The 26,344-nt window shown below is 70.9% G+C and carries 21 protein-coding genes and 2 pseudogenes; 8 read left to right on the forward strand and 15 right to left on the reverse strand.

Annotated elements, in window-relative coordinates:
* Nucleotides 1-1,278 (forward strand): annotated as a pseudogene (locus ADK54_RS46595) (hypothetical protein); the annotation flags it as partial.
* A gap of 330 nt (nucleotides 1,279-1,608) precedes the next feature.
* Here the strand turns inward: ADK54_RS46595 and ADK54_RS42795 are convergent.
* The 4 genes and pseudogenes from ADK54_RS42795 to pta form a co-directional block, all read right to left on the reverse strand.
* A pseudogene (locus ADK54_RS42795) lies at nucleotides 1,609-2,496 on the reverse strand (D-alanyl-D-alanine carboxypeptidase family protein); the annotation flags it as partial.
* 216 nt (nucleotides 2,497-2,712) lie between these two features.
* A complete protein-coding gene (pyk, locus tag ADK54_RS02060; RefSeq protein ID WP_053723737.1) occupies nucleotides 2,713-4,143 on the reverse strand; it encodes a pyruvate kinase in 1,431 nt (476 codons plus the stop codon).
* 106 nt (nucleotides 4,144-4,249) lie between these two features.
* Complete coding sequence (locus tag ADK54_RS02065; protein WP_053723738.1) at nucleotides 4,250-5,479, reverse strand: acetate kinase; 1,230 nt, start codon at nucleotides 5,477-5,479, stop codon at nucleotides 4,250-4,252.
* Complete coding sequence (gene pta / locus ADK54_RS02070) at nucleotides 5,476-7,563, reverse strand: phosphate acetyltransferase (RefSeq protein WP_053723739.1); 2,088 nt, start codon at nucleotides 7,561-7,563, stop codon at nucleotides 5,476-5,478. Before pta ends, ADK54_RS02065 begins: the two co-directional genes overlap by 4 nt.
* Before the next feature lie 256 nt (nucleotides 7,564-7,819).
* Between pta and ADK54_RS02075 the strand changes: the two genes are divergently transcribed.
* Nucleotides 7,820-8,845: an ATP-dependent 6-phosphofructokinase gene (locus ADK54_RS02075; protein WP_053723740.1), complete on the forward strand. Its 1,026-nt coding sequence runs from the start codon at nucleotides 7,820-7,822 to the stop codon at nucleotides 8,843-8,845.
* 72 nt (nucleotides 8,846-8,917) lie between these two features.
* On the opposite strand, the gene ADK54_RS02080 is transcribed toward ADK54_RS02075, so the two are convergent.
* The 6 genes from ADK54_RS02080 to ADK54_RS02105 form a co-directional block, all read right to left on the reverse strand.
* On the reverse strand, nucleotides 8,918-9,586 hold the full coding sequence (locus ADK54_RS02080) for a helix-turn-helix domain-containing protein (RefSeq protein ID WP_398879307.1): 669 nt from the start codon (nucleotides 9,584-9,586) through the stop codon (nucleotides 8,918-8,920).
* A gap of 129 nt (nucleotides 9,587-9,715) precedes the next feature.
* The gene (locus ADK54_RS02085) at nucleotides 9,716-10,555 is read right to left on the reverse strand and encodes a carbohydrate ABC transporter permease (protein ID WP_053723742.1); all 840 of its coding nucleotides are present in this window, start codon (nucleotides 10,553-10,555) and stop codon (nucleotides 9,716-9,718) included.
* A complete protein-coding gene (locus tag ADK54_RS02090) occupies nucleotides 10,552-11,448 on the reverse strand; it encodes a carbohydrate ABC transporter permease (protein WP_199826841.1) in 897 nt (298 codons plus the stop codon). Before ADK54_RS02090 ends, ADK54_RS02085 begins: the two co-directional genes overlap by 4 nt.
* Nucleotides 11,445-12,815 (reverse strand): extracellular solute-binding protein, encoded by a 1,371-nt coding sequence (locus tag ADK54_RS02095; RefSeq protein WP_053723744.1) that lies wholly within the window; start codon nucleotides 12,813-12,815, stop codon nucleotides 11,445-11,447. Before ADK54_RS02095 ends, ADK54_RS02090 begins: the two co-directional genes overlap by 4 nt.
* A 121-nt stretch (nucleotides 12,816-12,936) precedes the next feature.
* Entirely contained in the window at nucleotides 12,937-13,623 is a 687-nt protein-coding gene (locus ADK54_RS02100; RefSeq protein ID WP_053723745.1) for a response regulator, read from the reverse strand.
* On the reverse strand, nucleotides 13,620-15,218 hold the full coding sequence (locus tag ADK54_RS02105) for a sensor histidine kinase (RefSeq protein ID WP_053723746.1): 1,599 nt from the start codon (nucleotides 15,216-15,218) through the stop codon (nucleotides 13,620-13,622). The genes ADK54_RS02100 and ADK54_RS02105 overlap by 4 nt, the downstream gene beginning before the upstream one ends.
* Nucleotides 15,219-15,365: 147 nt before the next feature.
* On the opposite strand from ADK54_RS02105, the gene ADK54_RS02110 reads away from it, so the two are divergent.
* Nucleotides 15,366-16,718 carry a cation:dicarboxylate symporter family transporter gene (locus ADK54_RS02110; RefSeq protein WP_053723756.1) on the forward strand — a complete coding sequence of 451 codons (1,353 nt, stop codon included), beginning with the start codon at nucleotides 15,366-15,368 and terminating at the stop codon, nucleotides 16,716-16,718.
* Nucleotides 16,719-16,727: 9 nt separating this feature from the next.
* Here ADK54_RS02110 and ADK54_RS02115 read toward each other — a convergent pair whose 3' ends face one another.
* From ADK54_RS02115 to ADK54_RS02125, 3 genes are all read right to left on the reverse strand, one after another.
* Entirely contained in the window at nucleotides 16,728-17,435 is a 708-nt protein-coding gene (locus ADK54_RS02115; protein ID WP_234391881.1) for a DUF1345 domain-containing protein, read from the reverse strand.
* 63 nt (nucleotides 17,436-17,498) lie between these two features.
* Complete coding sequence (locus tag ADK54_RS02120) at nucleotides 17,499-17,951, reverse strand: phospholipase (RefSeq protein ID WP_053723748.1); 453 nt, start codon at nucleotides 17,949-17,951, stop codon at nucleotides 17,499-17,501.
* Nucleotides 17,952-18,244: 293 nt separating this feature from the next.
* Nucleotides 18,245-18,808: a TetR/AcrR family transcriptional regulator gene (locus tag ADK54_RS02125; RefSeq protein ID WP_053723749.1), complete on the reverse strand. Its 564-nt coding sequence runs from the start codon at nucleotides 18,806-18,808 to the stop codon at nucleotides 18,245-18,247.
* A 242-nt stretch (nucleotides 18,809-19,050) separates the two neighbouring features.
* Here ADK54_RS02125 and ADK54_RS02130 point away from each other — a divergent pair, with 242 nt between their 5' ends.
* The gene (locus ADK54_RS02130) at nucleotides 19,051-20,691 is read left to right on the forward strand and encodes an MFS transporter (protein ID WP_420717255.1); all 1,641 of its coding nucleotides are present in this window, start codon (nucleotides 19,051-19,053) and stop codon (nucleotides 20,689-20,691) included.
* A gap of 21 nt (nucleotides 20,692-20,712) precedes the next feature.
* On the opposite strand, the gene ADK54_RS02135 is transcribed toward ADK54_RS02130, so the two are convergent.
* Both ADK54_RS02135 and ADK54_RS02140 read right to left on the reverse strand, forming a co-directional pair.
* On the reverse strand, nucleotides 20,713-21,579 hold the full coding sequence (locus ADK54_RS02135; protein ID WP_053723751.1) for an aldo/keto reductase: 867 nt from the start codon (nucleotides 21,577-21,579) through the stop codon (nucleotides 20,713-20,715).
* A gap of 1 nt (nucleotide 21,580) precedes the next feature.
* Complete coding sequence (locus tag ADK54_RS02140) at nucleotides 21,581-22,486, reverse strand: NAD-dependent epimerase/dehydratase family protein (RefSeq protein WP_053723752.1); 906 nt, start codon at nucleotides 22,484-22,486, stop codon at nucleotides 21,581-21,583.
* 78 nt (nucleotides 22,487-22,564) lie between these two features.
* Here ADK54_RS02140 and ADK54_RS02145 point away from each other — a divergent pair, with 78 nt between their 5' ends.
* The 4 genes from ADK54_RS02145 to ADK54_RS02160 all read left to right on the forward strand — a co-directional run bounded on the left by ADK54_RS02145 (nucleotide 22,565) and on the right by ADK54_RS02160 (nucleotide 26,332).
* Entirely contained in the window at nucleotides 22,565-23,095 is a 531-nt protein-coding gene (locus tag ADK54_RS02145; protein WP_078966070.1) for an Lrp/AsnC family transcriptional regulator, read from the forward strand.
* Nucleotides 23,096-23,172: 77 nt separating this feature from the next.
* Nucleotides 23,173-23,616, forward strand: a complete 444-nt coding sequence (locus ADK54_RS02150) for a MerR family transcriptional regulator (RefSeq protein ID WP_053723753.1) — start codon at nucleotides 23,173-23,175, stop codon at nucleotides 23,614-23,616.
* Nucleotides 23,613-23,945: a thioredoxin gene (gene trxA / locus ADK54_RS02155; protein ID WP_053723754.1), complete on the forward strand. Its 333-nt coding sequence runs from the start codon at nucleotides 23,613-23,615 to the stop codon at nucleotides 23,943-23,945. The genes ADK54_RS02150 and trxA overlap by 4 nt, the downstream gene beginning before the upstream one ends.
* Before the next feature lie 152 nt (nucleotides 23,946-24,097).
* Entirely contained in the window at nucleotides 24,098-26,332 is a 2,235-nt protein-coding gene (locus ADK54_RS02160) for a HelD family protein (protein ID WP_053723755.1), read from the forward strand.
* Nucleotides 26,333-26,344 lie beyond the last annotated feature (12 nt).

Here is a 26,344-nt window from a genome sequence, read left to right on the forward strand (position 1 = left end):
CTCGCCGCCTTTCCCGTGCCGGAGGCCGCCGCGTACGTCGTCGAGCGGTTCTTCGTCGAGGGCGGGCTCGCGCCCGGCGAGCGGATGCGGGCCATGGCCCGGCTGCGGGTCGACCGGGGCGAGCGCGCCGAACTCCTCACCGTGCTCGGCAACTTCGTCGAGGTGTGGCTCGCCAAGGAGGGCCATGACGGGCCCGTCGGCGTCAACTACCTCGCGAAGATCCAGCTCGCCACCGCGCCCGCCCTGTTCGGCGCGATGCTCGCCGGGGTCGACCACGTCCTGGTCGGCGCCGGGATCCCCGGGCAGATCCCCGCCCTCGCCTCGCGACTCGCCCGCGCGGAGCCCGTCACCACCCTGGTTACGGTGGAGGGGGACGAGGAAGCGCTTCCGTACACCTTCGATCCGCGGGGTGGGCTCATGGCTCAACTTCCGGATCAGGCATGCCAGTTGAGGCGGCCCGACGTGCTTGCCATCGTCTCGCTGCCTGTCCTCGCCTCCTACCTCGTGCGGGATCCGGCGACCCGGCCCGACGGGTTCGTCATCGAGACGCACCGGGCCGGCGGGCACAGTGCCCCGCCGCGCGGGAAGCTCTCGCTGGATGCGGAGGGCGAGCCCGTGTACGGGCCGCGCGATCATCCCGACCTCGCCAAGGTCGCGGCCCTCGGCATTCCGTTCTGGCTCGCGGGCGGAGCCGCGCACCCCGAGCGGCTGGCCGGGGCGCGGGCGCTCGGGGCGGTCGGAGTGCAGCTCGGCAGCGTGTTCGCGCTCTGCGAGGAGTCGGGCCTGCGGGACGATCTGCGGACGGAGTTGAGGGGGCGGTCCCGGGCCGGGACGCTGCGGGTGCGCAACGACCCGCGTGCCTCGCCGACGGCCTTCCCGTTCAAGGTGGCCGAGCTTCCCGGGACCCTGTCCGAGGAGGCCGTACGGGCGGCCAGGCGGCCCGTGTGCGATCTCGGCTATCTGCGCACGCCGGCCCGCGCGGCGAGCGGGGAGCTCGTCTACCGCTGTGCCGCCGAGCCGATCGCCGCGTACGTACGCAAGGGCGGTGACGCCGTGGACACCGCCGGGCGGGTGTGTCTGTGCAACGGGCTGCTCGCGACCGTGGGGCTCGGGCAGCGCAGGCCCCGCGGGGTGAGCGAGCCGCCCGTCGTCACCATCGGGCAGGACCTCGGGTTCCTCGACGACATCAGCCCGGACGGCCGACCGTACACGGCCGCCCAGGTCATCGACTGGATGCTGGGCGCGGGGACCCCGGCTCAGATCACCGCGTCGGTCTGAGACCTCGTCTTCTTGCGGCGGGTGAGGAAAAAGACGCCCCCCCCCCCCCCCCCCACCCCCGCCCCCAGATCGTCCCCCAGGCCCGATTCCCCGCAGAGCGCCAACACGCTGCCGAGCTCCACTCCGACCGCCCCGAGCGCCCGCGCCCCGGCCAGCCGACGGCAGGGCCTGGTCGAGGGTGCCGACCGGGGTGGCCTTGCCGACCGCCGTGAAGCCCCAGTCCAGGAGCTGGCGCATCTCGGTGTAGACCTTGTCGCGCGTGTTCTCCTGCGGGTTCATCACCGTCACCACCAGGGTGTGGCCGTCCCGCTGGGCCGCCTCGGCCAGGGTGTTGCCCGCGTTGGTGGTGTAGCCGTTCTTCCCGCCGATCAGGCCGGGGTACTTGGCGACGCCCTCGATGCCGGACAGCAGGCGGTTGGTGTTGGAGATCCCGAACGGCTTGCCCTTGGTGTTGGGGCCGCCGGGGAAGTCGGCCGAGGCCGTGCCGCAGTACTCCTTGAAGTCCTTGTTCTTGAGGCCCGAGCGCAGGAACAGGGCCAGGTCGTACGCCGATGAGACCTGGCCGGGGGCGTCGTAGCCGTCCGGGCTCAGGACGTGGGTGTCCTTGGCGCCGAGGCCCTCGGCCTTCCTCTGCATGTCGGCGACGGTCTTGTCCACGCCGCCGTTCATCGCCGCGAGGACGTGCACCGCGTCGTTGCCCGAGCGCAGGAACACCCCGCGCCACAGGTCGGGCACCTTGTACGTCTGGCCGGGCACGATGCCCACCGCGCTGCTGCCGTCGCCCATGCCCTTGAGGTCCTCGTCGCTGACCTTGCGGCTCGCGTCGTGCGGCACCCCGGGCAGCACGGTGTCCGCGAAGAGCATCTTCAGGGTGCTGGCCGGGGGGAGCGGCCAGTGCGCGTTCTTCGCCGCGAGGACCTGGCCGGTGTCGGCGTCCGCCACGACCCAGGAGAGCGCGGAGAGGCCGGGGGGCAAGGCCGGTGCGCCCGCGCCCACTTGATCACCCGGCTTGCCCAACTGCGCGCCGCCCGCCTGCGACATGCCGGCCGGCGGCTCCTTCTTCGCCTCGCCGCCGGGTGCCCCCGGAGTCGCCGACTTGGGCGGCTTCGCGGGGTGACCGCTCGCCACGGCCGGACCGGCGGCGGTGCCCGCGGTGACCGCGGTGGCGGTGAGCGCCACGAGTGCGCGCCGGACCTGCGGCGATATGGGAAGACGCATGCACCAGAACGTACCCCAGGAGTTGTCACGGAATTGACTCGTCCGCCCGTGGAATTTGCCACGCCTTGTTCATGGAACGGACAAGCGCGCCAGCCCGTCCGGTCCCGGACACGGGTGTGGCCCGCACGCCGGATCCGTGCGGCTCGGCGCGGACACGCCGGAGGGCGGCACCCGTACACGACGGGATGCCGCCCTCCAAGGACGTACGGCCGACGGCTATTCCTTCTCGCCGCCGCCCAGGTGGTGCACCCGGACCATGTTGGTGGTGCCGGGGATGCCGGGGGGCGAACCGGCCGTGATGACCATGGTGTCGCCCTTGTTGTAGCGCTTGAGCTTGAGCAGCTCGGCGTCGACCAGGTCGACCATCGCGTCGGTGGAGTCCACGTGCGGGACGACGTGGGTCTCGACGCCCCAGCTCAGCGCGAGCTGGTTGCGGGTGCTCGGGTCCGTGGTGAACGCGAGGATCGGCTGGCAGGTGCGGTAGCGGGACAGGCGGCGGGCCGTGTCGCCGGACTTGGTGAACGCGACCAGTGCCTTGCCGTCCAGGAAGTCCGCGATCTCGCAGGCGGCGCGGGCCACCGAACCGCCCTGCGTGCGCGGCTTCTTGCCCGGCACCAGCGGCTGGAGGCCCTTGGACAGGAGCTCCTCCTCGGCCGCCTCGACGATCTTCGACATCGTCTTGACCGTCTCGATCGGGTACGCGCCCACCGAGGACTCGGCGGACAGCATGACCGCGTCCGCGCCGTCCAGGATCGCGTTGGCGACGTCGGACGCCTCGGCGCGGGTCGGCCGCGAGTTGGTGATCATCGACTCCATCATCTGGGTCGCGACGATCACCGGCTTGGCGTTGCGGCGGCAGAGCTCCACGAGGCGCTTCTGCACCATCGGGACCTTCTCAAGGGGGTACTCGACGGCGAGGTCGCCACGGGCCACCATCACACCGTCGAAGGCGGCGACGACGCCCTCCATGTTGGCGACGGCCTGCGGCTTCTCGACCTTGGCGATGACCGGCACGCGGCGGCCGACCTCGTCCATGACCTTGTGGACGTCCTTGACGTCGTCGGCGTCGCGCACGAAGGAGAGCGCGACCAGGTCGCAGCCCATCCGCAGGGCGAACCGCAGGTCCTCGATGTCCTTCTCGGACAGCGCCGGGACGTTGACCGCCGCACCGGGCAGGTTGATGCCCTTGTGGTCGGAGATGACACCGCCCTCGATGACGATGGTCTTCACCCGGGGGCCGTCGACCGCGACGACCTTGAGCTCGACGTTGCCGTCGTTGATCAGAATCGGGTCGCCCTTGGCGACGTCGCCCGGCAGGCCCTTGTAGGTGGTGCCGCAGATCGACTTGTCGCCCGGGACGTCCTCGGCGGTGATCGTGAACTCGTCACCCCGGACCAATTCGACCGGCCCCTCGGCGAATTTCGCCAGCCGGATCTTGGGGCCCTGGAGGTCGGCGAGCACGCCCACCGCGCGGCCCGTCTCCTCGGCGGCCTTGCGGACCCGGTCGTAGCGGGCCTGGTGCTCGGCCTGGGAGCCGTGGCTGAAGTTGAAGCGGGCCACGCTCATGCCGGCCTCGATCAGAGCGACGAGCTGCTCATGAGAGTCGACGGCGGGGCCCAGTGTGCAGACGATTTTGGAACGGCGCATAAGGCGGATCCTATCGGTTTGTTTCGCTGCGGAATATTCCGTCTGGTGGAATGTACAAATGGGCGGGATGACGCTCAGGTGTCGTCCAGGCAAACCGGAAATCCGGTCAGGAATTCAGCGCCGGAGCCACCAGGGCATACGTCTGCTGGGCGATTTCCAGCTCCTCGTCCGTCGGCACCACGGCCACCGCGACCCGGGCGTACTCCGGGGAGATCAGCCTCGGCCGGTCGGACCGTACGGCGTTGAGCTCGCCGTCCACCGCCAGGCCCAGCTCCTCCAGACCGGCGACCGCGGCCTCGCGGACCGGGGCGGCGTTCTCGCCGACACCCGCCGTGAACGCGATCGCGTCGACCTTGCCGAGCACGGCGTAATAGGCGCCTATGTACTTCTTCAGGCGGTGAATGTAGATGTCGAACGCGAGTTGTGCCTTCTCGTCGCCTTCGTCGCAGCGGCGGCGGATCTCCCGCATGTCATTGTCGCCGCACAGGCCCACCAGGCCGCTCTTCTTGTTGAGCAGCACGTCGATGTCGTCCGCCGACATTCCGGCGACGCGCTTGAGATGGAAGGTGACCGCCGGGTCGATGTCACCGGAACGAGTGCCCATGACCAGGCCTTCGAGGGGGGTGAGCCCCATCGAGGTGTCGACGCACCTGCCGCCGCGCACCGCCGAGGCGGAGGCGCCGTTGCCCAGGTGCAGCACGATCACATTGACGTCCTCGGGCGCCTTGCCGAGCAGCTTCGCCGTCTCCCGCGACACATACGCGTGCGAGGTGCCGTGGAAGCCGTAGCGGCGGATGCGGTGCTCGTCGGCCGTCGCCACGTCGATCGCGTACCGGGCCGCGGACTCCGGCATCGTCGTGTGGAAGGCGGTGTCGAAGACGGCGACCTGCGGCAGGTCCGGGCGAAGGGCCTGCGCGGTGCGGATGCCGGTGATGTTCGCCGGGTTGTGCAGCGGGGCGACCGGCACCAGGCGCTCGATCTCCGCCATGACCTCGTCCGTGATCACGGTCGGCGCGCTGAACTTCAGCCCGCCGTGCACGACGCGGTGGCCGATGGCCGCCAACTCCGGGGAATCCAGGCCGAGTCCGTCGGCCGCGAGCTCCGCGGCGACCGCCTTGAGCGCCGCCGCGTGGTCGGCGATCGGGCCGTTCTGCTCGCGCGAGGAGCCACCGGTGGCCAACGGGGTGTGCTTGAGCCGCGAGGTCTCCTCGCCGATCCGCTCGACCAGGCCGACGGCGAGGCGCGAGGAGTCGAACATGTCGAGGAGCTGGTACTTCACCGACGAGGACCCGGAGTTGAGGACGAGGACGCGGGTGCCCTGGTTGGCGGTGGTCATGCGGAGGCCTCCTGCTCCTGCGCCTGGGCCTGGATGGCCGTGATGGCGACGGTGTTGACGATGTCCTGGACGAGGGCGCCGCGCGACAGGTCGTTGACCGGCTTGCGCAGACCCTGGAGGACCGGGCCCACGGCCACGGCGCCGGCCGAGCGCTGCACGGCCTTGTAGGTGTTGTTGCCGGTGTTGAGGTCCGGGAAGATCAGCACGGTCGCCTGCCCGGCCACCTCCGACTCCGGCAGCTTGGTCGCGGCGACCGTCGGCTCGACGGCCGCGTCGTACTGGATCGGCCCCTCGATGCGCAGCTCGGGCTGGGCCTCGCGCACCAGCTTGGTGGCCTCGCGCACCTTGTCCACGTCGGCGCCCGAGCCCGAGGTGCCGGTCGAGTACGACAGCATCGCGATCCGCGGGTCCACGCCGAACTGTTGGGCGGTGGCGGCCGCCTGTACCGCGATGTCCGCGAGCTGCTCGGCGTTCGGGTCCGGGTTGACCGCGCAGTCGCCGTACACCAGCACCTTGTCGGCGAGGCACATGAAGAAGACCGAGGAGACGATCGAGGCGTCCGGCTTGGTCTTGATGATCTCGAAGGCGGGGCGGATGGTCGCGGCGGTGGAGTGCACCGAGCCCGACACCATGCCGTCGGCCAGGCCCTCCTGGACCATCAGCGTGCCGAAGTAGTTCACGTCCGCGACCACGTCGTACGCCAGCTCCACGGTGACGCCCTTGTGGGCGCGCAGCTGGGCGTAGCGCTCGGCGAAACCCTGGCGAAGCTCGGAGGTCGCCGGGTCGATGATCTGGCACTTGGTGACGTCGATGCCGAGGTCGGCGGCCTTCTTGCGGATCGCCTCGACGTCTCCGAGCAGCGTCAGCTCGCACACGTCCCGGCGAAGGAGTACGTCGGCCGCGCGCAGCACCCGGTCCTCGGTGCCCTCGGGCAGCACGACCCGGCGGCGGTTCGAGCGGGCCTGCTCCAGGAGCTCGTGCTCGAACATCATCGGGGTGACCCGGCCGCTGCGGGCCACCGAGACCCGGCGCAGCAGGTCGGCGGTGTCCACGTGCCGCTCGAAGAGACCGAGCGCGGTCTCCGCCTTGCGGGGGGTCGCCGCGTTCAACTTCCCTTCCAGGGCGAAGAGTTCCTGCGCGGTGGGGAAGGAGCCGTGGCTGACCGCGACCACCGGGGTGCCCGGCGCGAGCCGGTCGGCGAGCGTCAGGATCGCCTCGCCGGGCCGCTCGTCGAGGGTGAGGAGGACGCCCGCGATCGGCGGGGTGCCCGCGCTGTGCGCGGCGAGCGAGCCGACGACCAGGTCGGCGCGGTCGCCCGGGGTCACGACCAGGCAGCCCGGGGTCAGGGCGTTCAGGAAGTTCGGCAGCATGGCGCCGCCGAAGACGAAGTCGAGGGCGTCGCGCGCGAGCCCCGCGTCGTCTCCGAGCAGCACCGTGCCGTCCAGGGCCGCGGTGATCTGGGCGACGGTGGGTGCCGAGAGCGCGGGCTCGTCCGGCAGGACGTAGCAGGGCACGGGGAGGCGGGCCTTCAGGCGCTCCTCGATCTCGTGACGGTCGGCCGGGGCGACCCGGTTCACCACCATCGCGAGCACGTCGCAGCCGAGCCCGTCGTAGGCCCGGTGCGCGTTGCGCGCCTCGGCCCGTACGGACTCGGCGGTCTGGCCCTTGCCGCCGACCACGGGTATCACCGAGGCGCCGAACTCGTTGGCGAGCCGGGCGTTCAGCGCCAGCTCGTCGGGGAGCTGGGTGTCGGCGAAGTCGGTGCCGAGGACCAGGACGACCTCGTAGTCGCGGGCCACCTGGTGGAAGCGGTCGACGAGCCGCGAGACGAGTTCGTCGGTACCCTGCTCGGCCTGGAGCGCGGACGCCTCGTGGTAGTCCATCCCGTACACGGTGGCCGCGTCCTGCGCCAGCCGGTAGCGGGCGCGGAGCAGGTCGAACAGGCGGTCCGGTCCGTCGTGCACCAGGGGGCGGAAGACGCCGACCCGGTCCACCTGGCGGGTCAGGAGCTCCATGACTCCCAGCTCGATGACCTGGCGGCCGTCTCCCCGGTCGATCCCGGTCACGTACACGCTGCGCGTCACGCGTGCTCTCCTGTTCTGCGTTGCAGGAAATTGTCCATATAGGGCGGTCTTGCCCCCTTGACAATACCTCTGCGGATGGATAGGGCGCCCGCCGGACGAAAGGCCCGGCGGGAGGGTCGGAAGACCCCCGGTCCATCATGGTCGGAGTAGCTGGATGGGCGGGTGGCCCAAGGTGCGTGGGACAATCTGAATTGCTCACGTTACGGGGGATTCGGGCGTGACGTCCCTGGACCAGCGAAGCAGGAGATTGACCACGATGCGCATCGGAGTTCTCACCGCAGGCGGCGACTGCCCCGGCTTGAACGCAGTGATCCGGTCGGTCGTGCACCGAGCCGTGGTCGGCCACGGCGACGAAGTCATCGGTTTCGAGGACGGGTTCAAGGGTTTGCTCGACGGTCACTTCCGGCCGCTCGACCTCAACGCGGTGAGCGGCATCCTGGCCCGCGGCGGCACCATCCTCGGCTCCGCCCGCCTGGAGCGCGACCGGCTGCGCGAAGCGTCCGAGAACTGCGCCGAGTTGGCGAAGCGTTACGGCATCGACGCGCTCATCCCGATCGGCGGCGAGGGCACGCTGACCGCGGCCCGCCTGCTGTCCGATGCGGGGATGCCCGTCGTCGGCGTGCCCAAGACCATCGACAACGACATCTCCGCCACCGACCGCACCTTCGGCTTCGACACCGCCGTGGGCGTGGCGACCGAGGCCATCGACCGCCTCAAGACCACCGCCGAATCACACCAGCGCGTCATGGTCGTCGAGGTCATGGGCCGGCACGCGGGCTGGATCGCCCTGGAGTCCGGCATGGCCGGCGGCGCCCACGGCATCTGCCTGCCCGAGCGGCTCTTCCAGGTCGACGACCTGGTCAAGATGGTCGAGGAGCGCTTCGCACGCGGCAAGAAGTTCGCCGTCATCTGCGTCGCCGAGGGCGCGCACCCCGCCGAGGGTTCGATGCCGTACGAGAAGGGCGCGATCGACCAGTACGGCCACGAGCGCTTCGCCGGCATCGGCAACCGGCTCGCCGTCGAACTGGAGCGGCGCCTGGGCAAGGAGGCCCGCCCGGTCATCCTCGGCCACGTCCAGCGCGGTGGCGTGCCGACCGCGTACGACCGCGTGCTCGCGACGCGCTTCGGCTGGCACGCGGTGGAGGCCGTGCACCGCGGCGACTTCGGCAACATGACCGCGCTGCGGGGCACGGACATCGTCATGGCGCCGCTGGCTCACGCAGTGACCACCCTCAAGACGGTCCCGGACAGCCGGATGTACGAGGCGGAGTCCGTCTTCTAGCGGGACCCTGCGGGACCTCGGCCCTCAATGCCGGGGGTCGAAGGTCCCCGGGCCCGCCCCTTCATCAGGGGGTCAGCCGTGAGCCAGTTCCCAGAAGCGGTCCACTATGCGGTCCAGGAAGGCTCGGCCCGCGTCGCCCGTGTCCGCGGCCGAGTTCCAGTTGAGCGTGCCGACCATCTTCTCCTGGTACTCGGTGTGCAACTGGTCGAGCACCTGCTCCAGCTGCTGCTTCGAGAGCGGGAGCAGCTTCGCCGTCGGCTTCACGTAGGCCTGCCAGCGGGTGGTGACCGCGCTGCGCAGGAGCTCCGAGAGGTCCGCGTTCTGGCCGGTGGCCGTCACGTAGTCGCGCAGCGGCAGCTGGAGCAGATCGGCAAGCGCTGCCGACTGGCGTTCGTTGCCGCGCCAGCGCCCCGCGTCCTCCATGCGCCGGTACGCCCCCGCGTCGAGACCGACCCGGCGGGCCATGTCGTCGATGGACAGACCGCGCGCGAGGCGGTGCTCGCGCAGGGTCGAGGCGGCCGCCATGAGGTCGCCGGGGGAGCACCACAGGACGCCGGCGAGTGCGGTCAGCTCCCGCGCCTCGGGCGCCGCGAGCCCCCGCTCCCACGCCATCACGGTGTCGGGCGACACCAGGAGGCCGTACTGGGCGCGCATGCCGTAGGCGACGTGGCCGGGGGCCATGCCCAGGGCTTCCCGCAGTCGGCGGGCCGCGAGGGCATTGAAGGGTGGGGTGGGGTGCACGCGCACACCGTAGGACGGTAAGTGACATCTGCCTACGGTGTGTTCCGCCAAAGAACGTGAATTGGAGGAAAGTACGGTTTTGGTGGCGTCCGGGTTACTTAAGGGTTGGGTAAGCGTGTGCTCGGCATGCTAACCCTTCACCCCGCCGGCCAGCGCGAAACCTCCGCCGAGCCGCCGCGCGATCAGGACGTACAGCAGGAGCACCGGCGCCGAGTAGAGGATCGAGAAGGCGGCGAGCTGGCCGTAGACCACCGAGCCGTAGTTCCCGAAGAACGTGAAGATGGAGACCGAGGCCGGCAGCTGGTCGGGGGAGAGCAGCAGCATGAAGGGGACGAAGAAGTTCCCCCACAGCATGATGAAGGTGTAGATCGTCACGACCGTCACACCTGGGCCCATCAGCGGCAGCACCACCCGCACCAGCGTCTGCGGCATCGAGGCGCCGTCCGTCCAGGCGGCCTCCTCCAGGGTGATCGGCACCCCGTCCATGAAGTTCTTCATCAGCCAGATGGCGAACGGGAGTTGGGAGGTGGCGAGGAAGAGCGCCGTGCCGTACATCGTGTCGATGAGGTTCACCTGCACGAAGAGCCCGTACACCGGAACCATGATCGCCGTGATCGGCAGACATGTCGTGAACAGGATGGTCAGGAGGTACGGGCGGGCAAGCCGCGAGCGGTAGCGCGAGAGCGGGTACGCGGCGAGCGCCGCGCACGCGACCGTGAGAAGGGTCGAACTCCCGCACAGGAGAAGGCTGTTGAGCATCGGTGTGAACGTGATGTCCGGGGTCAGGACGGCCGAGAAGTTGTCCAGGGTGGCAGAGCCCGGCACCCGTGCGCGCAGATCGGCCTGGGTGTCCACGGAGGCGAGCAGCAGCCAGAGCAGCGGCACCGCGAAGGCCGCGGCCACCGTGAGCAGGGCCGCGTCGGCGGCGAGCCGCTGTCGGGTGCGGCGCCGCGATCGCCGGGCCCTCACGCGTCCACCTTCATCAGCCGCAGATAGACCACCGAGAACAGCGAGCCGACCAGGAGCAGCAGCAGGGCGACCGCCGTGCCGTAGCCGATCAGGCTCTTCAGGAACGCCTGGTCGTACATGAACACGGGCAGCGTCTGGCTGCGATCGCCCGGACCGCCGCGCGTCATCGCCCAGATGAGGCCGAACACGGAAAGGGTCTGGAGGGTGTTGAGCATCAGGTTGGTGCCGATCGAGCGGCGGATCATCGGCAGCGTGATGTGCCAGAACCGGCGCGCCCCGCTCGCCCCGTCGACCTCCGCGGCCTCCTCGATGTCCTTCGGGATCTCGGCGAGCGCGGCCGAGTAGATCAGCATCGAGAACGCGGTGCCGCGCCACACGTTGGCGAACGACACCGCCAGGATCGGCAGCGTGAACAGCCAGTTCTGGGTGGGCAGATGGAGCCAGGCGAGGATCGCGTTCAGCGTGCCCTCGCGCCGGAAGAAGGCGTACAGCAGGAAGGCCGCCACGATCTCCGGCAGCACCCAGGCGGTGATCACCAGCGCCCCGGTCGCCGTCCGCACCGGGCGCGAGGCCCGCCGCATCAGCGCGGCGAGCGCCAGGCCCAGCGTGTTCTGGCCGACCAGCGAGGACAGGACGGTGAAGACGAGGGTGAGCCAGACCGCGTTGCGGAACGCGGGGTCGGCGAACGCCCGCCGGAAGTTCGCGAAGCCCACGAAGTCGACCGCCGAGGATCCGGTCAGCTGCATGTCCGTGAACGCGATGTAGACGCAGTAGCCGATCGGCCCGGCCAGGAAAAGGAGCAGGAGCAGGGTCGCGGGCGCGATCGGCAGCCAGCGCACCGCGCGGGTCCGCCGCCTGCCGGTCACAGCCGCCGATGCGCTCAACTGGCTCACCGGACAATCGACTTGAGCTGGTCGTCGTAGGCCTTCGCGGCCGAGGCCGCCGAACCGCCGGTCGTCACCGACTCCATCGCCTCGCCGATCGCCGTCGACACCTGCGGATAGACGGGCAGCGCGGGCCGGTAGTGCGTGAACGGGACCAGGCCCGTGAAGAAGGTGATGCCCGGCATGGAGTTCAGGTACGTCGGGTCGGCCGCCACGTCCCTGCGGACCGCGATCTGGGCGTCCGCGACGTCCCATTTCACCGCGTTCTCCTTCGTCTGCATCGTCTTGACGAAGTCGAAGGCGAGGTCGGGGTTGCCCGCCTTCGCGGGGATAGCCCAGGTCCAGCCGCCCGACATGGAGACCTTGCCCGGCGCCTGGCCGTGCTGGGTCGGCATCGGTGCCTGGCCGAGCGTGCTCGACCAGGCCGGCCACTCCTTGGGTCCCTTGTTGATCCAGTTCTGGCCGAGCCAGGAGCCGTCGAGCGCGATCGCCAGCTTGCCGTTCGGCATCCAGTCCGTCGCCAGGTGCGTGCCCACGTTGGGGTCGAGGGCGTCCGAGGGATCCGGGCCGAGCTTCTCCGCGTACACCGTCCGTACGAAGTCGAGGGCGTCCTTGAAGCCCTGCGAGCCCGACACCCACTTCTTGGCGGCCGGGTCGTACAGCGGGTTCTGACCGGTCCCGTACAACAGCATCTCGAAGCCCTGCATGGCCGCCGCCTCGCCGGCCGCCTTGCCCGTGTAGACGTTGAGCGGGATGACGCCGGGGACCTTCCGCTTCACCGTGCGCGCCGCGTCGAGGACCTCCGCCCAGTTCTTGGGCTGCCAGTTCGCGGGCAGGCCCGCCTTCGCGAAGATCTCCTTGTTGAACCACAGGCCCCGGGTGTCCGTGCCGTCCGGCACCCCGTACGTCTTGCCGTCCTCGGCCTTGGCCGCCGCCTTCGCGGTGTCGACGAACTGGCCCCACATGTCCCACTGGGACAGGTAGTCGTCGAGCGGGCGCAGATAGCCCGCCCCGATGTCGGAGTTGATGCGGAACGTGTCCTCGTACACCAGGTCCGGGGCGGTCTTCGGCGAGCGCATCATCTGCTGGACCTTGGCCGCGTAGTCGTTGTCGGCGGCCTGGATCGGCACCAGCTCGACCTTCTTGCCGGGGTGCGCCTGCTCGAACTGCTTCTTGACGTCCTCCAGGAACGCGTCCTTGAAGCGGATCTTGTTGTCGGTGGAGCGGTTGTACGCGATCCGCACGGTGTTCGCGTCGCTGCCCGAACCGCTGCTGCAACTGGTGAGCATTCCGGCGGCGAGCGAGGCGGCGAGGATCAGGGAGAGCCGGTGTCGGGTTCTGGATACGGAGTCTGTGGCGGGGGCGGTGGGGCGCACGGGCACGACCTCCTCTGGCCAGGCGTGCGGCCATGGCCACGGCCGCACTTGGCTGCCCGGTGAACGTAAGGGCGCCCGCAGGCAAGGTCAACCCCGCGCCCACCCCCGCCTGACAACCTTGTCAACTGCCGTCGCTGTGCGAGGAGTTGAGCCAGCGGTACTGCAACTCGGGGCGGCCGATCTGGCCGTACTGCGGGGTGCGCTCGGCGCGGCCGGTGGTGACCAGGTGCTCCAGATAGCGGCGTGCGGTGATGCGAGAGATGCCGACCGCGAGGCCGGTCTCGGCGGCCGTCACCCCTTCCGGCGCCTCGCGCAAGGTCCGCGTGACGGCCTGGAGGGTGGGCGCGCTCAGGCCCTTGGGCAGCGCGGAGGGCTGCGGGGCGCGCAGCGTGGCGAGCGCCCGGTCGACCTCCTCCTGCCCGCTCGCCTCCCCGGCCGCCGCCCGGAACTCCGCGTACCGCACGAGCCGGTCGCGCAGCGTGGGGAACGTGAACGGCTTCAGGACGTACTGCACGACCCCGAGCGAGACGCCCTCGCGCACCATCGTCAGATCCCGGGCCGAGGTCACCGCGACCACATCGGCGCTGTGCCCGGCCGCCCGCAGCGACCGTACGAGCTGGAGGCCGTGGCCGTCCGGCAGGTACAGGTCGAGCAGCAGCAGGTCCACCTCGGTCCGCTCCAGGGCGCGCAGCGCCTCGGCCCGCGAGTGCGCGACCGCGACGGCGGTGAAGCCGGGCACCCGGCCGACGTAGAGCCGGTGCGCCTCGGCGGCGACGGGATCGTCCTCGACGACCAGCACCCTGATCATGCGCGCACTCCCTGCTCTATGGGCAGCCGTACGGTGAACTCGGCTCCCCCGTACGGACTTTGATCCAGTGCGATGGTGCCGCCGTGCCGGGCCGCCGCGAGCCGCACCAGCGCGAGGCCGAGGCCGCGCCCCGGGCTCTTCGTCGACCACCCCCGCTCGAACACGGCCTCGGCGGCGGCCGGGTCGATGCCGGGCCCGCTGTCCGCGACCCGCACCAGGAGCTGCCCGTCCTCGGTGGTGAGCGTGACGGCGACCTCGGCGGCCGCGCTGCCCTGCGCCGCGTCCACCGCGTTGTCGATCAGGTTGCCGAGGACGGTGACCAGGTCGCGGGCGGGCAGCGTGGCCGGAAGGAGGCCGTCGCCGATCGCGCTGCCCTCGGTGAGGACCAGCTCCACGCCTTGCTCGTTGGCCTGCGCCGCCTTGCCGAGCAGCAGCGCGGCCAGCACCGGTTCGCCGACCGCCGTGACCACCTGGTCGGTGAGCGCCTGGGCCAGCTCCAGCTCGGCGGTGGCGAACTCGACGGCTTCCGGCACGCGGCCCAGCTCGATGAGCGAGACCACCGTGTGCAGCCGGTTCGCGGCCTCGTGGGCCTGCGCCCGCAGGGCCTGGGTGAAGCCGCGCTCGGAGTCCAACTCGCCGGAAAGGGCCTGGAGTTCGGTGTGGTCGCGCAGGGTCACCACGGTGCCGTGCCGCCCGCCGGAGGAGACCGGCCGGGTGTTCAGGACCACGACCCGGTCGGCCGTCATGTGGACCTCGTCCACCCTCGGCTCGGAGGCGAGGAGCGCCTCGGTGAGCCGGGTGGGCAGGCCGAGCCCGGCCACTGGGCGGCCCACCGCGTCCCCGCCGAGCCCGAGCAGCTCGCGCCCGCCGTCGTTGATCAGCGCGATCCGCCGCTCCCCGTCCAGCATGAGCAGCCCCTCGCGCACCGCGTGCAGGGTGGCCTGGTGGTAGTCGTGCATGCGGCTCAGCTCGGCGGCGTTCATGCCGTGCGTGTGGCGGCGCAGCCGCGCGTTGATCACGTAGGTGCCGAGCCCGCCGAGCGCGAGCGCGCCGCCCGCCATGACGGCCAGCGCCACCAACTGCTTCCGCACCTGCTCGCTGATCTTGTCGATGGTGATGCCCGCGCTGACGAGCGCGGTGATCCGGCCATGATCATTCGGGTCGGTGACCGGCGCCACGACCCGTACGGAAAGCCCGAGCACCCCCATGTGCGTCTCGGTGAACGTCTTCCCGCGCAGTGCCGGGGCGGTGTCGCCGAGGTACTTCTTCCCGATCTCGCCCAGGACGGGATGTGTCCAGCGGGTCCCGTCCGGGGCCATGACCACGACGAAGTCGACGCCGGTCGTGGTGCGCAGCGTCTCCGCGTACGGCTGGAGGGCAGGCGTGGGGTTCTTGGTGCGGGCCGCCTCGACGACCGCCGGGGACGCGGCCACGGAGGTCGCGGTCGCGATCGCCTGGCGCCGCGCGGTCTCCTCGGCCTGGTGCCGGTCGGTGACGTACGAGAAGAGCGCGCACCCCGCCACGATCGCGGCGACCAGGACCACCTGCATGGCGAAGAGCTGGCCGGCGAGGGAGCGGGGGCCGGGAAGACGCATCCGGTAAGTGTGCTGGCTGGATCTGCATGAACGAAATGCACGTAAGGGTGACCGGCGTCACAGTGTGCTGGATAGTCGCGGGGATCGCTGAATCGGCCATCGGGACATGGCCGCAAGCCGCAACCGAGGAGGAACCCCGTGGACCCCGTGGCAGAGCCGCCCGCGCGCCGGGAGCGCACCCACTATCTCTACTTGGCCGTGATCGGTGCGGTAGTGCTCGGCATCGTCGTGGGCTTCGCGGCGCCGGGGGTCGCCGTCGAGCTGAAGCCGATCGGCACCGGGTTCGTGAACCTGATCAAGATGATGATCTCGCCCATCATCTTCTGCACGATCGTGCTCGGCGTCGGCTCGGTGCGAAAGGCCGCCAAGGTCGGCGCCGTGGGCGGCCTCGCGCTCGGCTACTTCCTCCTCATGTCGACGGTGGCGCTCGCCATCGGCCTCCTGGTCGGCAACGTCCTGGAGCCCGGCTCCGGTCTGCATCTGACCGAGGCCGCGCGGCACGCGGGTGCCAAGCAGGCCGCGGGCGCCAGCGAGTCGACGGCGGACTTCCTGCTCGGGATCATCCCCAAGACGATGGTGTCCGCGTTCACCGAGGGCCAGGTCCTCCAGACCCTCCTGATCGCCCTGCTCGCCGGCTTCGCCCTCCAGGCGCTCGGCTCGGCGGGACAGCCGGTGCTGCGCGGCGTCGAGCACATCCAGCGGCTGGTCTTCCGCATCCTGGCGATGGTGATGTGGGTCGCGCCCATCGGCGCGTTCGGCGCGATCGCGGGGGTGGTCGGCGAGACCGGCGTGGACGCCCTGAAGGCCCTTGCGGTCATCATGATCGGCTTCTACGTCACCTGCGCCCTGTTCGTCTTCGTGGTCCTCGGCGCGATCCTGAAGCTGATGACCGGCGTGAACATCTTCAGCCTCCTGAAGTACCTGGCCAGGGAGTTCCTGCTGATCCTGTCCACGTCCTCCTCCGAGTCGGCGCTGCCGCGGCTCATCGCGAAGATGGAGCACCTGGGAGTGAGCCGCTCGGTGGCCGGCATCACCGTGCCGACCGGCTACTCGTTCAACCTGGACGGCACCGCGATCTACCTGACGATGTCGTCGCTGTTCATCGCGAACGCGATGGGCAAGCCGCTGGGCGCGAGCGAGCAGATCTCGCTGCTCCTCTTCATGATCATCGCCTCGAAGGGCGCGGCGGGCGTCACGGGCGCGGGCCTCGCGACCCTGGCGGGCGGGCTCCAGTCGCACCGCCCCGAACTGGTCGACGGGGTCGGCTTGATCGTCGGCATCGACCGCTTCATGAGCGAGGCGCGCGCACTGACCAACTTCGCGGGCAACGCGGTGGCGTGCGTGCTGGTCGGTACGTGGACGAAGGAGATCGACAAGGCCCGGGTCGGGGAGGTCCTGGCGGGCCGCCTCCCGTTCGACGAGCGGATGCTGGCGGCGGGGGAGGAGACCGTGCCGGAGCAGCGCGAGGAGGGCAAGTCGCCGTCTCCGGTGGCCACTTGAGAAGGGCACCTACTTGAGAATGTTGACGGCGCGAGCGACAACGAGCACGACGGTCAGCAGCGACACGGCCGACTGCAACATCATCAGCATCTTCGCCCACCGGTTCAGCGGCATGACGTCCGTCGGGCTGAACGCGGTGGCGTTGGTGAACGACAGGTACAGATAGTCCGGAAAGGCCGGCTCCCAGTGCGGCGGGGCGAGCTCCGGGCTCTGCATCTGAGGGAAGAGGAAGTCGGGGAAGGTGCGGGTCGCCTGCATCCGGGCGACCGGACCGCCCCGGTCCCACTCCCAGTACCAGAGCGCGAACACGATCACGTTGGTCAGCCAGATGCCGCCGCCCGTCACCAGCAGGGCCGCGGCATCGGCGCCTTCCTGCCCCCGCACGAGCCCGACGACGAGCCGCACCGCCGACCAGCCGTTGGCCGCGCTGATACATGCGATCAGCACGAGCCCGGCCAGCCGGTAGAGCCGCGAGGCGCGCTCGATGCGTACGGGGTTGCCCGCGATCAGCGCGACCATGAGCGCGATCTCCAGGCCGGGCAGCAGCCACTCGGGATGGATGCTCAGCCGCTCGGGCAGCGCCCATTGCAGGCCGACTGCGGTGAGCACGGCGAGCGTCGAGGTCCACCGGGTCTCGCCCTGGGTAACCCGCAGCCAGGCGGGCAGCGGCCGGTGCCCGGAGTCGCGCTCGGGCTCTTCGTGGGGTGCGTGCGTCACGGGGGCCATGCTGCCGCCCCGGCCCCCGCAGGGTCGAACCGGGGGGCCGCGGGCGGGGCGGGGTTAGCTGCCCAGGTTCTTCACCGCCTCGTAGTACGTCCACGCCGTCGCGTCGCACGACGTCTTCTTCGCGCCGCTGTACGCGTTGCAGACGCGCTTGAGGTCCTCGTACAGAGCGCTGTCAATGCGGGCCTTGTTCGCGGGGAACTGGCCGGCGGCCTTGTAGTTGCGGTAGCCGAAGTCATGGCGTGCGCATGACAGCTTGAAAGGGAAGCCGAAGGGGTTGTCGGGGGAATCCGAGCAGTAGTCCGTCGACCAGTCGAAGCCGTACGCGGACCAGCGGGACTGGTCGTTGCGGGCGGCCTGGAACGCGTTCGAGCTGGTCGTGCTGGTCTGGGTGAACGAGGCGAGCACCTGCGCCTTGTCGGCCGGGGCGGCCTGAGCCGGGGCGGTGGCGAGGGCGGCGAGGGCGAGGGCCGCGGTCGCGGTCATGCTCAGGGTGGTACGACGGCGCATCCTGAACTCCGTGGGGGAGAGGGGCGGTTGACGTACCGTCACTCTGGCCTCACGGGCTACGCGGGCGCTACAGATTCACTGGAGGCTGAAAGACGGTGGAGCGGTGCGGCCGCTCGGCCTCGCCGCCATCGACGCCGCGGCTGGAAAACGCCCGTGGTGGGGCACTCCGTCGCCGCGAGCCCGGCCTGGCTCGCCGCCGACGTGCGACCGGACGAGGTCGCCGGGATCGTGCGTCCGAGGAACGAGCCGCTTCGGCGTTCCTGTCGCGGTGGTGCCCGGAGCTCACCGCCTGGTTACTGCGTGAGCGCCGCCTCCACCGCCTGCGCCGTCCGCTCCGCCGGGACCCCCGCCGAGAGCAGCAGGGTCGTCGCCGCCGAGCGGCCCGCTTCCGAGGCGGGCAGGGCGCCCTCGTTGACCGCCTCCATCAGGCCGAACAGGGACTGCTCGTGCACGTAGGCAAGGGCTGCCGGGGGGAGGGGGGAGGTGAACACGCCTTTGCGCAGGCCTAGTTGGAGCAGGTCCACGCACTCCTTGCGGACCGGGGCGAGGCGCTGCTTGATGCCCGCCATGGTGACGCTGCGCTGGGCCAGGGCCACCAGGAGCCGGTAGCGGTCGGCGATCGCCCACACCGCGAGGGTGGCCCGGGCCAGCGCCTCGGCCGGGTCGGTGACGCCTTCGCGCCCCTCGCGGTGCGCGTCCGCGACGGTCTCCGCCGCCTCGTCCACCAGCGCCGCGATCAGCGCGTCCCGGCTCGGGAAGTGCCCGTAGACCGTGCGCCGTACGACGCCCGCCGCCCGGGCGATCTGGTCCATCGACGCGTCCGGGTCGCGGACCAGCTCGGCGAAGGCCACCTCCATGATGCGGCGGCGGTTCGCGTCGGCGCGGCCCCCGGAAGGGGCGGCAGGGGTAGCAGTCACGCCCCCATTTTGCACAGCGGCGTGCAGCGGCGTAAATTGCACACCGTTGTGTAGTTGCACAGCAATGTGCAAGTGGATCTGCCCCAGCGGGGCCCGGAGGAACAGACCAGACCTCCGGGGCGAGCGAGTTCGAGGAAGGGTGAGACGTCGTGGGTCTCGTCATCAACCAGCCCGTCGAGAAGATGGAGGCGCCCTACCGGCGGCGCTGGTGGGCGCTGCTCGTGCTCTGCCTCAGCCTCCTGATCATCGTGATGGCGAACACCGCCCTCACCGTCGCCGCGCCCGACATGACCAAGGACCTTGGGCTCAGCAGCTCCGACCTCCAGTGGGTCATCGACGGCTACACGGTCCCGTACGCCGCGCTGATGCTGCTGCTCGGCGCGATCGGCGACAAGTACAGCCGGCGCGGCGCGCTCGTGCTCGGCCTGCTCGTCTTCGCGGGCGCGTCCGTGGCCGGCTCGCTCGTCGACAGCTCGACCGGCGTCATCGCGTCCCGCGCCGTCATGGGCGTCGGCGCCGCGCTGATCATGCCGGCGACCCTGTCGCTGCTCGCCTCGACGTTCCCGCGCGCGGAGCGCGCCAAGGCGATTCTGCTGTGGACCGCGACCGCCGGGATCGCCATCGCCGCCGGTCCGCTGGTCGCCGGGGCGCTCCTGGAGAACCACGGCTGGGCCTCGACGTTCCTGATCAACGTGCCGATCGCGCTGCTCGCGGTCCTGGGCGCGTTCGTCCTCGTACCGCCGTCCAAGGCCGCCCACCACGACCGCATCGACTACGTCGGCGGCCTGCTCTCGGTCGTCTCCGTCGGCGCGCTCGTCTACATGATCATCCAGGGCCCGCACTTCGGCTGGGACGCCAAGGCGATATCCGCCGCCGTCGTCGCCGGGCTCGGCTTCGTGGTCTTCGTGCTGTGGGAGCTGCGCCACCCGCGGCCCGTCCTGGACGTACGCCGCTTCGCGCACCGGATGTTCTCCGGCTCGCTGCTCGCCGTCGCGCTCTTCTTCCTGGCGGTCTTCGGCGCCTTCTACTACCTGACCCAGCACCTCCAGTTCGTGCTCGGCTACACCCCGCTTGAGACCGGCATCCGCATGCTGCCGCTGGCCGGCGCGGTCTTCGTGGGCTCCGCGCTCACCGGGTTCCTCACGCCGCGGCTCGGCATGAAGGTCACGGTCACCGCGGGCATGGTCGCCGGAACCGTCGCGCTCGCGCTGCTCACCCGCATCGACGCCGGTTCCGGGTACGGCGACTTCCTCGCCCCGCTGATCATCCTCGGCGTCGCCATCGGACTCGCCCTGTCGCCCTGCACCGACGCGATCATGGGCGCCTTCCCGGAGGCCGAGCTCGGCGTCGGCGGCGCGGTCAACGACACCTCGCTCGAACTCGGCGGCTCGCTCGGCATCGCCATCCTCGGCTCGGTGCTCGCCGGCTCCTACTCCTCGCACCTCGCGGACGCGACCGCGGGCTCCAAGCTGCCCGCCTCCGCGCTCGCCACCGCGCAGGACTCGGTCGGCGCCGGATACGCCGTCGCCCAGGGCATCGGCGAACAGGCCAAGCAGCTCGGCGCCCAGGCGCTGCACGCGGGAACCCCGCAGCAGGCGTCCCAGCTGAAGGCCCAGGCCGAGCAACTGGGCGCCGGTGCCCAGCAGATGAGCCACGCGGTCGGCTCCGCCTTCTCCGATGCCGTCGCCCACACCAGCCTCATCGGCGCGGTCATCCTGGGCGTGGGAACCGTCCTCGTCGCCGTCCTGCTGCCGCGCCGCGACAAGGGCGACGCGCAGCAGGACGCTTCCGATCAGCAGGAGCGCGAGCCGGTGTCCGTCTGAGTGCTCTGATCGCCCTGTCGCTCAGGGAAGCAACGCCAGCTCCGCCCCGGTCAGTACGAGATCGGCCGCTCCGGCCGAATCCCGTATCGACTCGGGGCGGCTGGCCCCCGGGATCGGGATCAGCGTCGGCGAAAGCGTCAACAGCCAAGCCAGCGCCACCTGTTGAGGGCTGACGCCCCGAGCGTCGGCCACCGTGTGGAAGGCCGATCGGGCCTCCGGGCCGCCGGGCCCGTCGAGGGCGCTGCGCGAGATCCCGCCCAGCGGGCTCCACGGCAGGTAGGCGAGTCCGAGCTCGGCGCAGAGCCGCAGCTCGGGCTCGCCGTCGCGTACGGCGGGCGAGTAGCGGTTCTGTACGGAGACGAGCAGGTCGCCCAGAACCACCTTCGCCTCACGCATCTGGCCCGTGTCCGCGTTGGAGATGCCGACCGTGCGGATCTTGCCTTCCTCGGCCAACTCCCGCAGCGCGCCCAGGGATTCGGCGAACGGGACGTCCGGGTCCGGCTTGTGCAGCTGGTAGAGCCCGATCGCCTCGACGCCGAGCCGCTTCAGCGAGCCCTCGGCGGCCCGCCGCAGATGACCCGGGTCGCCGTTCACCGTCCAGTCGCCGTCGTCGGTGCGTCCCCGGCCGCCCTTGGTCGCGACCAGGACGTGATCGGTGGCGCCGCCGTACGAGGCGAGGGCGCGGGCGACGAGGAGCTCGTTGTGGCCCGGCTCGCCGCCGGGCGCGTAGTAGGAGTCGGCGGTGTCGATGAGCGTGACGCCCGCGTCCAGGGCCGCGTGCACGGTGGCGACGGCCCGCGCTTCGTCCGGCCGCCCCTCGATCGACAGAGGCATCGCCCCGTAGCCGATGGCGCCGACCTCGTAGGGTCCAAGTGTGCGTGTCTGCATGTCAGCTGACCCCCATCGTCTCGGCCACCGCGCGCGGCAGCCAGCTTTCGGTGTGTGTGAACGTGAAGCCGAGCGACTCGGCGCGGGTGGTGTCCATCCCGTACGAGCGGGCGAAGGAGAACGGCGAGACCGCGCCGACCTCCACCGGCTGGTACCGCACGGCCCGGTGGTCGCCGCCCAGCGCGCCCGCGACCGCCGCCACGATGTCCTCGGTGGTCAGCGGCCCGTGCGAGGCGGCGTTCACCGGACCGGTGAAGTCCTGCCGGGTCACCCAGAACAGGAAATCCGCGATCTCCTCGACGTCGATGTACGTCGCCGGGTGGTTCGTCGCCGGCACCGCCACCGGCTCGCCGCTGCGGATCCGGTCCGCGTAGTGGGCGAGCCGCCCGGTGAAGTCGTCGGCCCCGCCCAGGACATGGGCCACCCGCACGGCGACGTACGGGAAGTCCGGGCCCGCGGCGAACACCGCCTCGGCCTGCCGCTTGCCCTCGCCGTAGTGCGCGGCGATGAACTCTGGCTCCTGCCAAGGAAGTTGGGGCGTGACGATGACCGTGGCTGGGTCGAGGGCGTCCTCGCCGACCAGCCCGGCGGAGTCCTCGTACTCGTACACCTCGACCGTCGACGTCATGACGTAGCGCGCGGTGCGGCCGACGAAGACGCGGCGGGCGATCCCCGCCTGGCGCGGGGTGTAGCAGACCTGGTCGACCACCACGTCGAAGGTGCGCCCGCCGAGCGCGGCCGCGAGGGACGCCTCGTCGTCGCGGTCGGCGATCAGCTGGGCCGCGCCCGGTGGGGGCGGCGCCGAGCCCCGGTTCAGGACCGTCACCCGGTCACCGGCCGCGATCAGCCGCGCGATGAGCCGCTTCCCGAAGTAGCGGTTGCCCCCGATGACCAGTACCTCGCGCATGTCCTCAATCCCCTTCCCACCTGCGGTTTTCCCGGGTACCAGTGTTACGTTGACGGCTCCGGGACTGAAGGGGGAAACATGGGAGATCTCGCGGCCGTACCGAAACAACCACGGCATTCGCGCGCCGTCGCCAACGATTCGTCAGGGAGCTTCGATCAGGTCGACCGGCAGCTCCTCGAAGTCGTCCAGCGGGAGGGCCGGATCAAGCTCAGCGAGCTGGGCCGGCGGGTCCGGCTGAGCCCGGCCGCGGTCACCGAGCGGCTGCGCAGGCTGGAGGCGAGCGGGGCGATCACCGGGTACGGGGCGCGGGTCGACCCGGCCCGGCTCGGCTACGGCATCCAGGCCTTCATCCGGGTCAGCCCGCACGGCGGCTACAACCTCAAGCACCCCAGGACCCTGGAGCTGATGGAGCGGCCGGAGATCATCGAGGTGCACCACGTGGTGGGCGAGGACTGCTGGATCATCAAGGTGGCGGTCGCCGACACGATCCACCTCGAAGAGATCCTGGAACAGACCTCGGCGCTCGGCCGCACGACCACCTCGGTCGTCCTTTCGTCACCGGTGGGCGGCCGCGAGGGAAAACCGCTGCTGCCCCCGGTACGGGACTGACCCGCCCCCGGGCCCTCGCGGCTCCTCATGCCTTGCTTCTTGCCTTGACGCCGACGTAAAGGCTTACGTTCCTTGTCATGCGCATCGGTGAACTTGCGGCACGGGCGGGCACGACACCTCGCACGCTTCGGTACTACGAGTCGCGCGGCCTGCTCGCCGCGCGGCGCACGGAGAACGGCTACCGGTCGTACGACGAGGCCGACCTGCGGCTGCTCCAGCAGATCAGGACCCTCCAGGACTTCGGGTTCGAGCTGGAGGAGACCCGTCCGTTCGTGGACTGCCTGCGGGCCGGCCACCCGGCGGGGGACACCTGTCCGGCGTCGCTCGCGGTGTACCGCCGCAAGCTGGCCGAGCTCGACGCACTGATCGACGAGCTCGGCGCCGTACGCGCCCAGGTCGGGGCCGAGCTGGCGCGGGCCGAGGTGATGGCGGCGGCGGAGGTTCCGGGTGGTCCGGAGCCGCGCTGTGAGTTGAGCCCGGACGAGACCGGGGGACCGAGGAGTGAGGGGATGACGCGATGATCAAGGCGGCAGGCGTGGACGAGGTCACGGACGAGACCTTCGCCGACGCGGTGAGGGGGGCGGCGCTTCCGGTCCTCGTCGAGTTCACGGCCGACTGGTGTCCGCCGTGCCGGCAGATCGCACCCGTCCTGAGTGCGCTAGCGGTCGAGGAGGCGGACCGGCTGAAGATCGTTCAGCTCGATGTGGACACGAACCCGGAGACGACGACGAAGTACGGCGTCCTGTCGATGCCCACGCTCATGGTCTTCGTCGACGGCGAACCGGTGAAGTCGATGGTGGGCGCGCGCCCGAAGCGGCGGCTGTTGCAGGAGCTGGAAGACGTGATCTGACGGCCCTGCCTGGCGCGGATCGCGGCAAAGAAAATGCCCCGGATGAATTGACATCCGGGGCATTCCCTTGCGTATATTAGGTGTTTCGCGATTTCACATAATGAAGTCACGAAGAAGCCTTATGGAAGCACTGTATCGCGTCAGGAGTGGAATTGTCAACCGAGGAATTTCGGAAGGAACAGCAATTCATCACCGACCTCTACGCCCGCCTCGACGATCTGCGGGATCAGGCCGAGGCCGCGGTGCAGTCGGCGTTGTCGCAGGTCGGCACCGGTCTTCAGGCCCGGCTCGAACGGGATGTGATGGTCGCCGAGCAGTCCGGCCTGCTCGGCGCGCTCAACGCGGGCGAGAACGGGCTGTGCTTCGGGAGGCTCGATTTCCAGGACGGTACGGCGCATCACGTCGGGCGCATCGGAATCCGCAGGAATGACCGGGAACGCACTCCGCTGGTGATCGACTGGCGGGCCGAAGTGGCCCGGCCCTTCTACCTCGCCACCGGGCATTCACCGATGGGATTGCGGCGCAGGCGGCACATCACCACCGAGGGACGCACCGTCACCGCCCTCCATGACGAACTCCTGGACCTGACGGACGCGGAGCGCACCGGGCACGAGGGCGCCAACGCCGACGAGGTGCTGCTCGCCGCCCTTGACGCGGCCCGCACCGGCCGGATGCACGACATCGTGCAGACCATCCAGGCCGAGCAGGACCGCATCATCCGGGCCCCGCATCGCGGGGTGCTCGTCGTCGAGGGCGGGCCCGGCACCGGCAAGACCGTCGTCGCGCTGCACCGGGCCGCGTATCTCCTGTACGAATACCGGGAGTTGCTCGCCCGGCGGGCCGTGCTCATCGTCGGGCCCAACCCGGCGTTCCTCGGCTACATCGGCGACGTGCTGCCCTCGCTCGGCGAGACCGGGGTGCTCCTGTCGACCATGTCCGAGCTGTTCCCCGGCGTGCACGCGACCGGCATCGACACCCCCGAGGCGGCCGAGGTCAAGGGCCGCGCCGCCATGGCCGAGGTGCTCGCGGCGGCCGTGCGCGACCGCCAGACCGTGCCCGAGTGGGCCATCGAGATCGAGCACGAGGGGTACGGCACGCTCACGCTCGACCGGGCGATGGCCGAGGACGCGAGGTGGCGAGCGCGCGAGAGCGGCCTCCCGCACAACCTGGCGCGGCCGCACTTCGCGTTCCACATCATCGACGCGCTCACCGCGCAACTGGTCGAGCGGATCGGCGCGGACCCGTTCGGCGGCCCGAACCTGCTCGGTCCGGACGACGCCGCCCAGATGGGCAAGGAGATCGCGACGAGCGGTGAGGTGCACGCGGCGATCGAGGAGCTGTGGCCGAAGCTGACGCCGCAGGGGCTGGTCGCGGACTTCCTGGCCGACCCGGCCCATCTCCCGGACGCGGACGCCAAGTTGATCCGTCGCGAGGGCGGCGAGTGGACGCCGGGCGATGTGCCGCTGCTCGACGAGGCGGCCGAACTCCTCGGCGAGGACGACAGCGCGGCACGGGCCGCCGCCGAGGCCGAACGCCAGGAGCGGATCGCCTACGCGCAGGGCGTGCTCGACCTCTCGGCGGGCTCGGAGTCGTACGAGTTCGAGGACGAGGAGTCCGAGGTGCTCGCGGCGCACAACATCATCGACGCCGAGCGGATGGCGGAGCGGCACGAGGAGGCCGACCACCGCAGCGCGGCCGAACGTGCGGCGGCGGACCGCACTTGGGCGTTCGGGCACATCATCGTCGACGAGGCGCAGGAGCTCTCGGCGATGGCCTGGCGGCTGCTGATGCGACGCTGCCCGACCCGTTCGATGACGCTGGTCGGCGACCCGGCGCAGACCGCGGACGCGGCGGGCGTCGGCTCGTGGGAGCGCATCCTCTCGCCGTACGTCGCGGACGGGAACTGGGAGCACGTCCGCCTCGGCGTCAACTACCGCACGCCGGCGGAGATCATGGCGGTGGCGGCGGAGGTGTGCCGGGCGGCGGACCCGTCCTTCGTGCCGCCGAGCTCGGTGCGGTCGACGGGGGTACGCCCCTGGGCCCGGGCCGTGGCCCCGGCGGCCCTCGCCCCGGCGGTGGCGGAATCGGTGGCGGCCTGGCGGGGCGCCGGTCGCCTCGCGGTGATCGCGCCGGGCTCCCTGCACGGCCCGCTCCTCGCGGCGCTGCCCGACGCGGCGTCCGGGGCCGCCCCCGACCTGACCCGGGAGGTCGTCCTTCTCGACCCGCGTCAGGCGAAGGGGCTTGAGTTCGATGCGGTGCTGGTGGTTGAGCCCGGGGAGTACGGGGTGAGCGACCTGTATGTCGCGCTGACGCGGGCGACGCAGAGGCTGGGGGTGCTGTTCGCCGGGGAGCTGCCGGGGTCGCTGGCGGGGCTGGAGGGGGCCTGATCGTTCCTGGGG

Origin of the sequence: Streptomyces sp. WM6378, assembly GCF_001279695.1 — a bacterium.
Classification (GTDB): Bacteria; Actinomycetota; Actinomycetes; order Streptomycetales; family Streptomycetaceae; genus Streptomyces.

What these genes read in the sequence shown, in the direction of transcription:
- pyk (WP_053723737.1), bottom strand. Translation starts at nt 4,143, where the DNA reads ATGCGCCGTTCCAAAATCGTCTGCACACTGGGCCCCGCCGTCGACTCT.
- ADK54_RS02065 (WP_053723738.1), bottom strand. Translation starts at nt 5,479, where the DNA reads ATGACCACCGCCAACCAGGGCACCCGCGTCCTCGTCCTCAACTCCGGG.
- ADK54_RS02075 (WP_053723740.1), top strand. Translation starts at nt 7,820, where the DNA reads ATGCGCATCGGAGTTCTCACCGCAGGCGGCGACTGCCCCGGCTTGAAC.
- ADK54_RS02100 (WP_053723745.1), bottom strand. Translation starts at nt 13,623, where the DNA reads ATGATCAGGGTGCTGGTCGTCGAGGACGATCCCGTCGCCGCCGAGGCG.
- ADK54_RS02105 (WP_053723746.1), bottom strand. Translation starts at nt 15,218, where the DNA reads ATGCGTCTTCCCGGCCCCCGCTCCCTCGCCGGCCAGCTCTTCGCCATG.
- ADK54_RS02120 (WP_053723748.1), bottom strand. Translation starts at nt 17,951, where the DNA reads ATGCGCCGTCGTACCACCCTGAGCATGACCGCGACCGCGGCCCTCGCC.
- ADK54_RS02125 (WP_053723749.1), bottom strand. Translation starts at nt 18,808, where the DNA reads ATGGAGGTGGCCTTCGCCGAGCTGGTCCGCGACCCGGACGCGTCGATG.
- ADK54_RS02130 (WP_420717255.1), top strand. Translation starts at nt 19,051, where the DNA reads ATGGAGGCGCCCTACCGGCGGCGCTGGTGGGCGCTGCTCGTGCTCTGC.
- ADK54_RS02135 (WP_053723751.1), bottom strand. Translation starts at nt 21,579, where the DNA reads ATGCAGACACGCACACTTGGACCCTACGAGGTCGGCGCCATCGGCTAC.
- ADK54_RS02140 (WP_053723752.1), bottom strand. Translation starts at nt 22,486, where the DNA reads ATGCGCGAGGTACTGGTCATCGGGGGCAACCGCTACTTCGGGAAGCGG.
- ADK54_RS02145 (WP_078966070.1), top strand. Translation starts at nt 22,565, where the DNA reads ATGGGAGATCTCGCGGCCGTACCGAAACAACCACGGCATTCGCGCGCC.
- ADK54_RS02150 (WP_053723753.1), top strand. Translation starts at nt 23,173, where the DNA reads ATGCGCATCGGTGAACTTGCGGCACGGGCGGGCACGACACCTCGCACG.
- trxA (WP_053723754.1), top strand. Translation starts at nt 23,613, where the DNA reads ATGATCAAGGCGGCAGGCGTGGACGAGGTCACGGACGAGACCTTCGCC.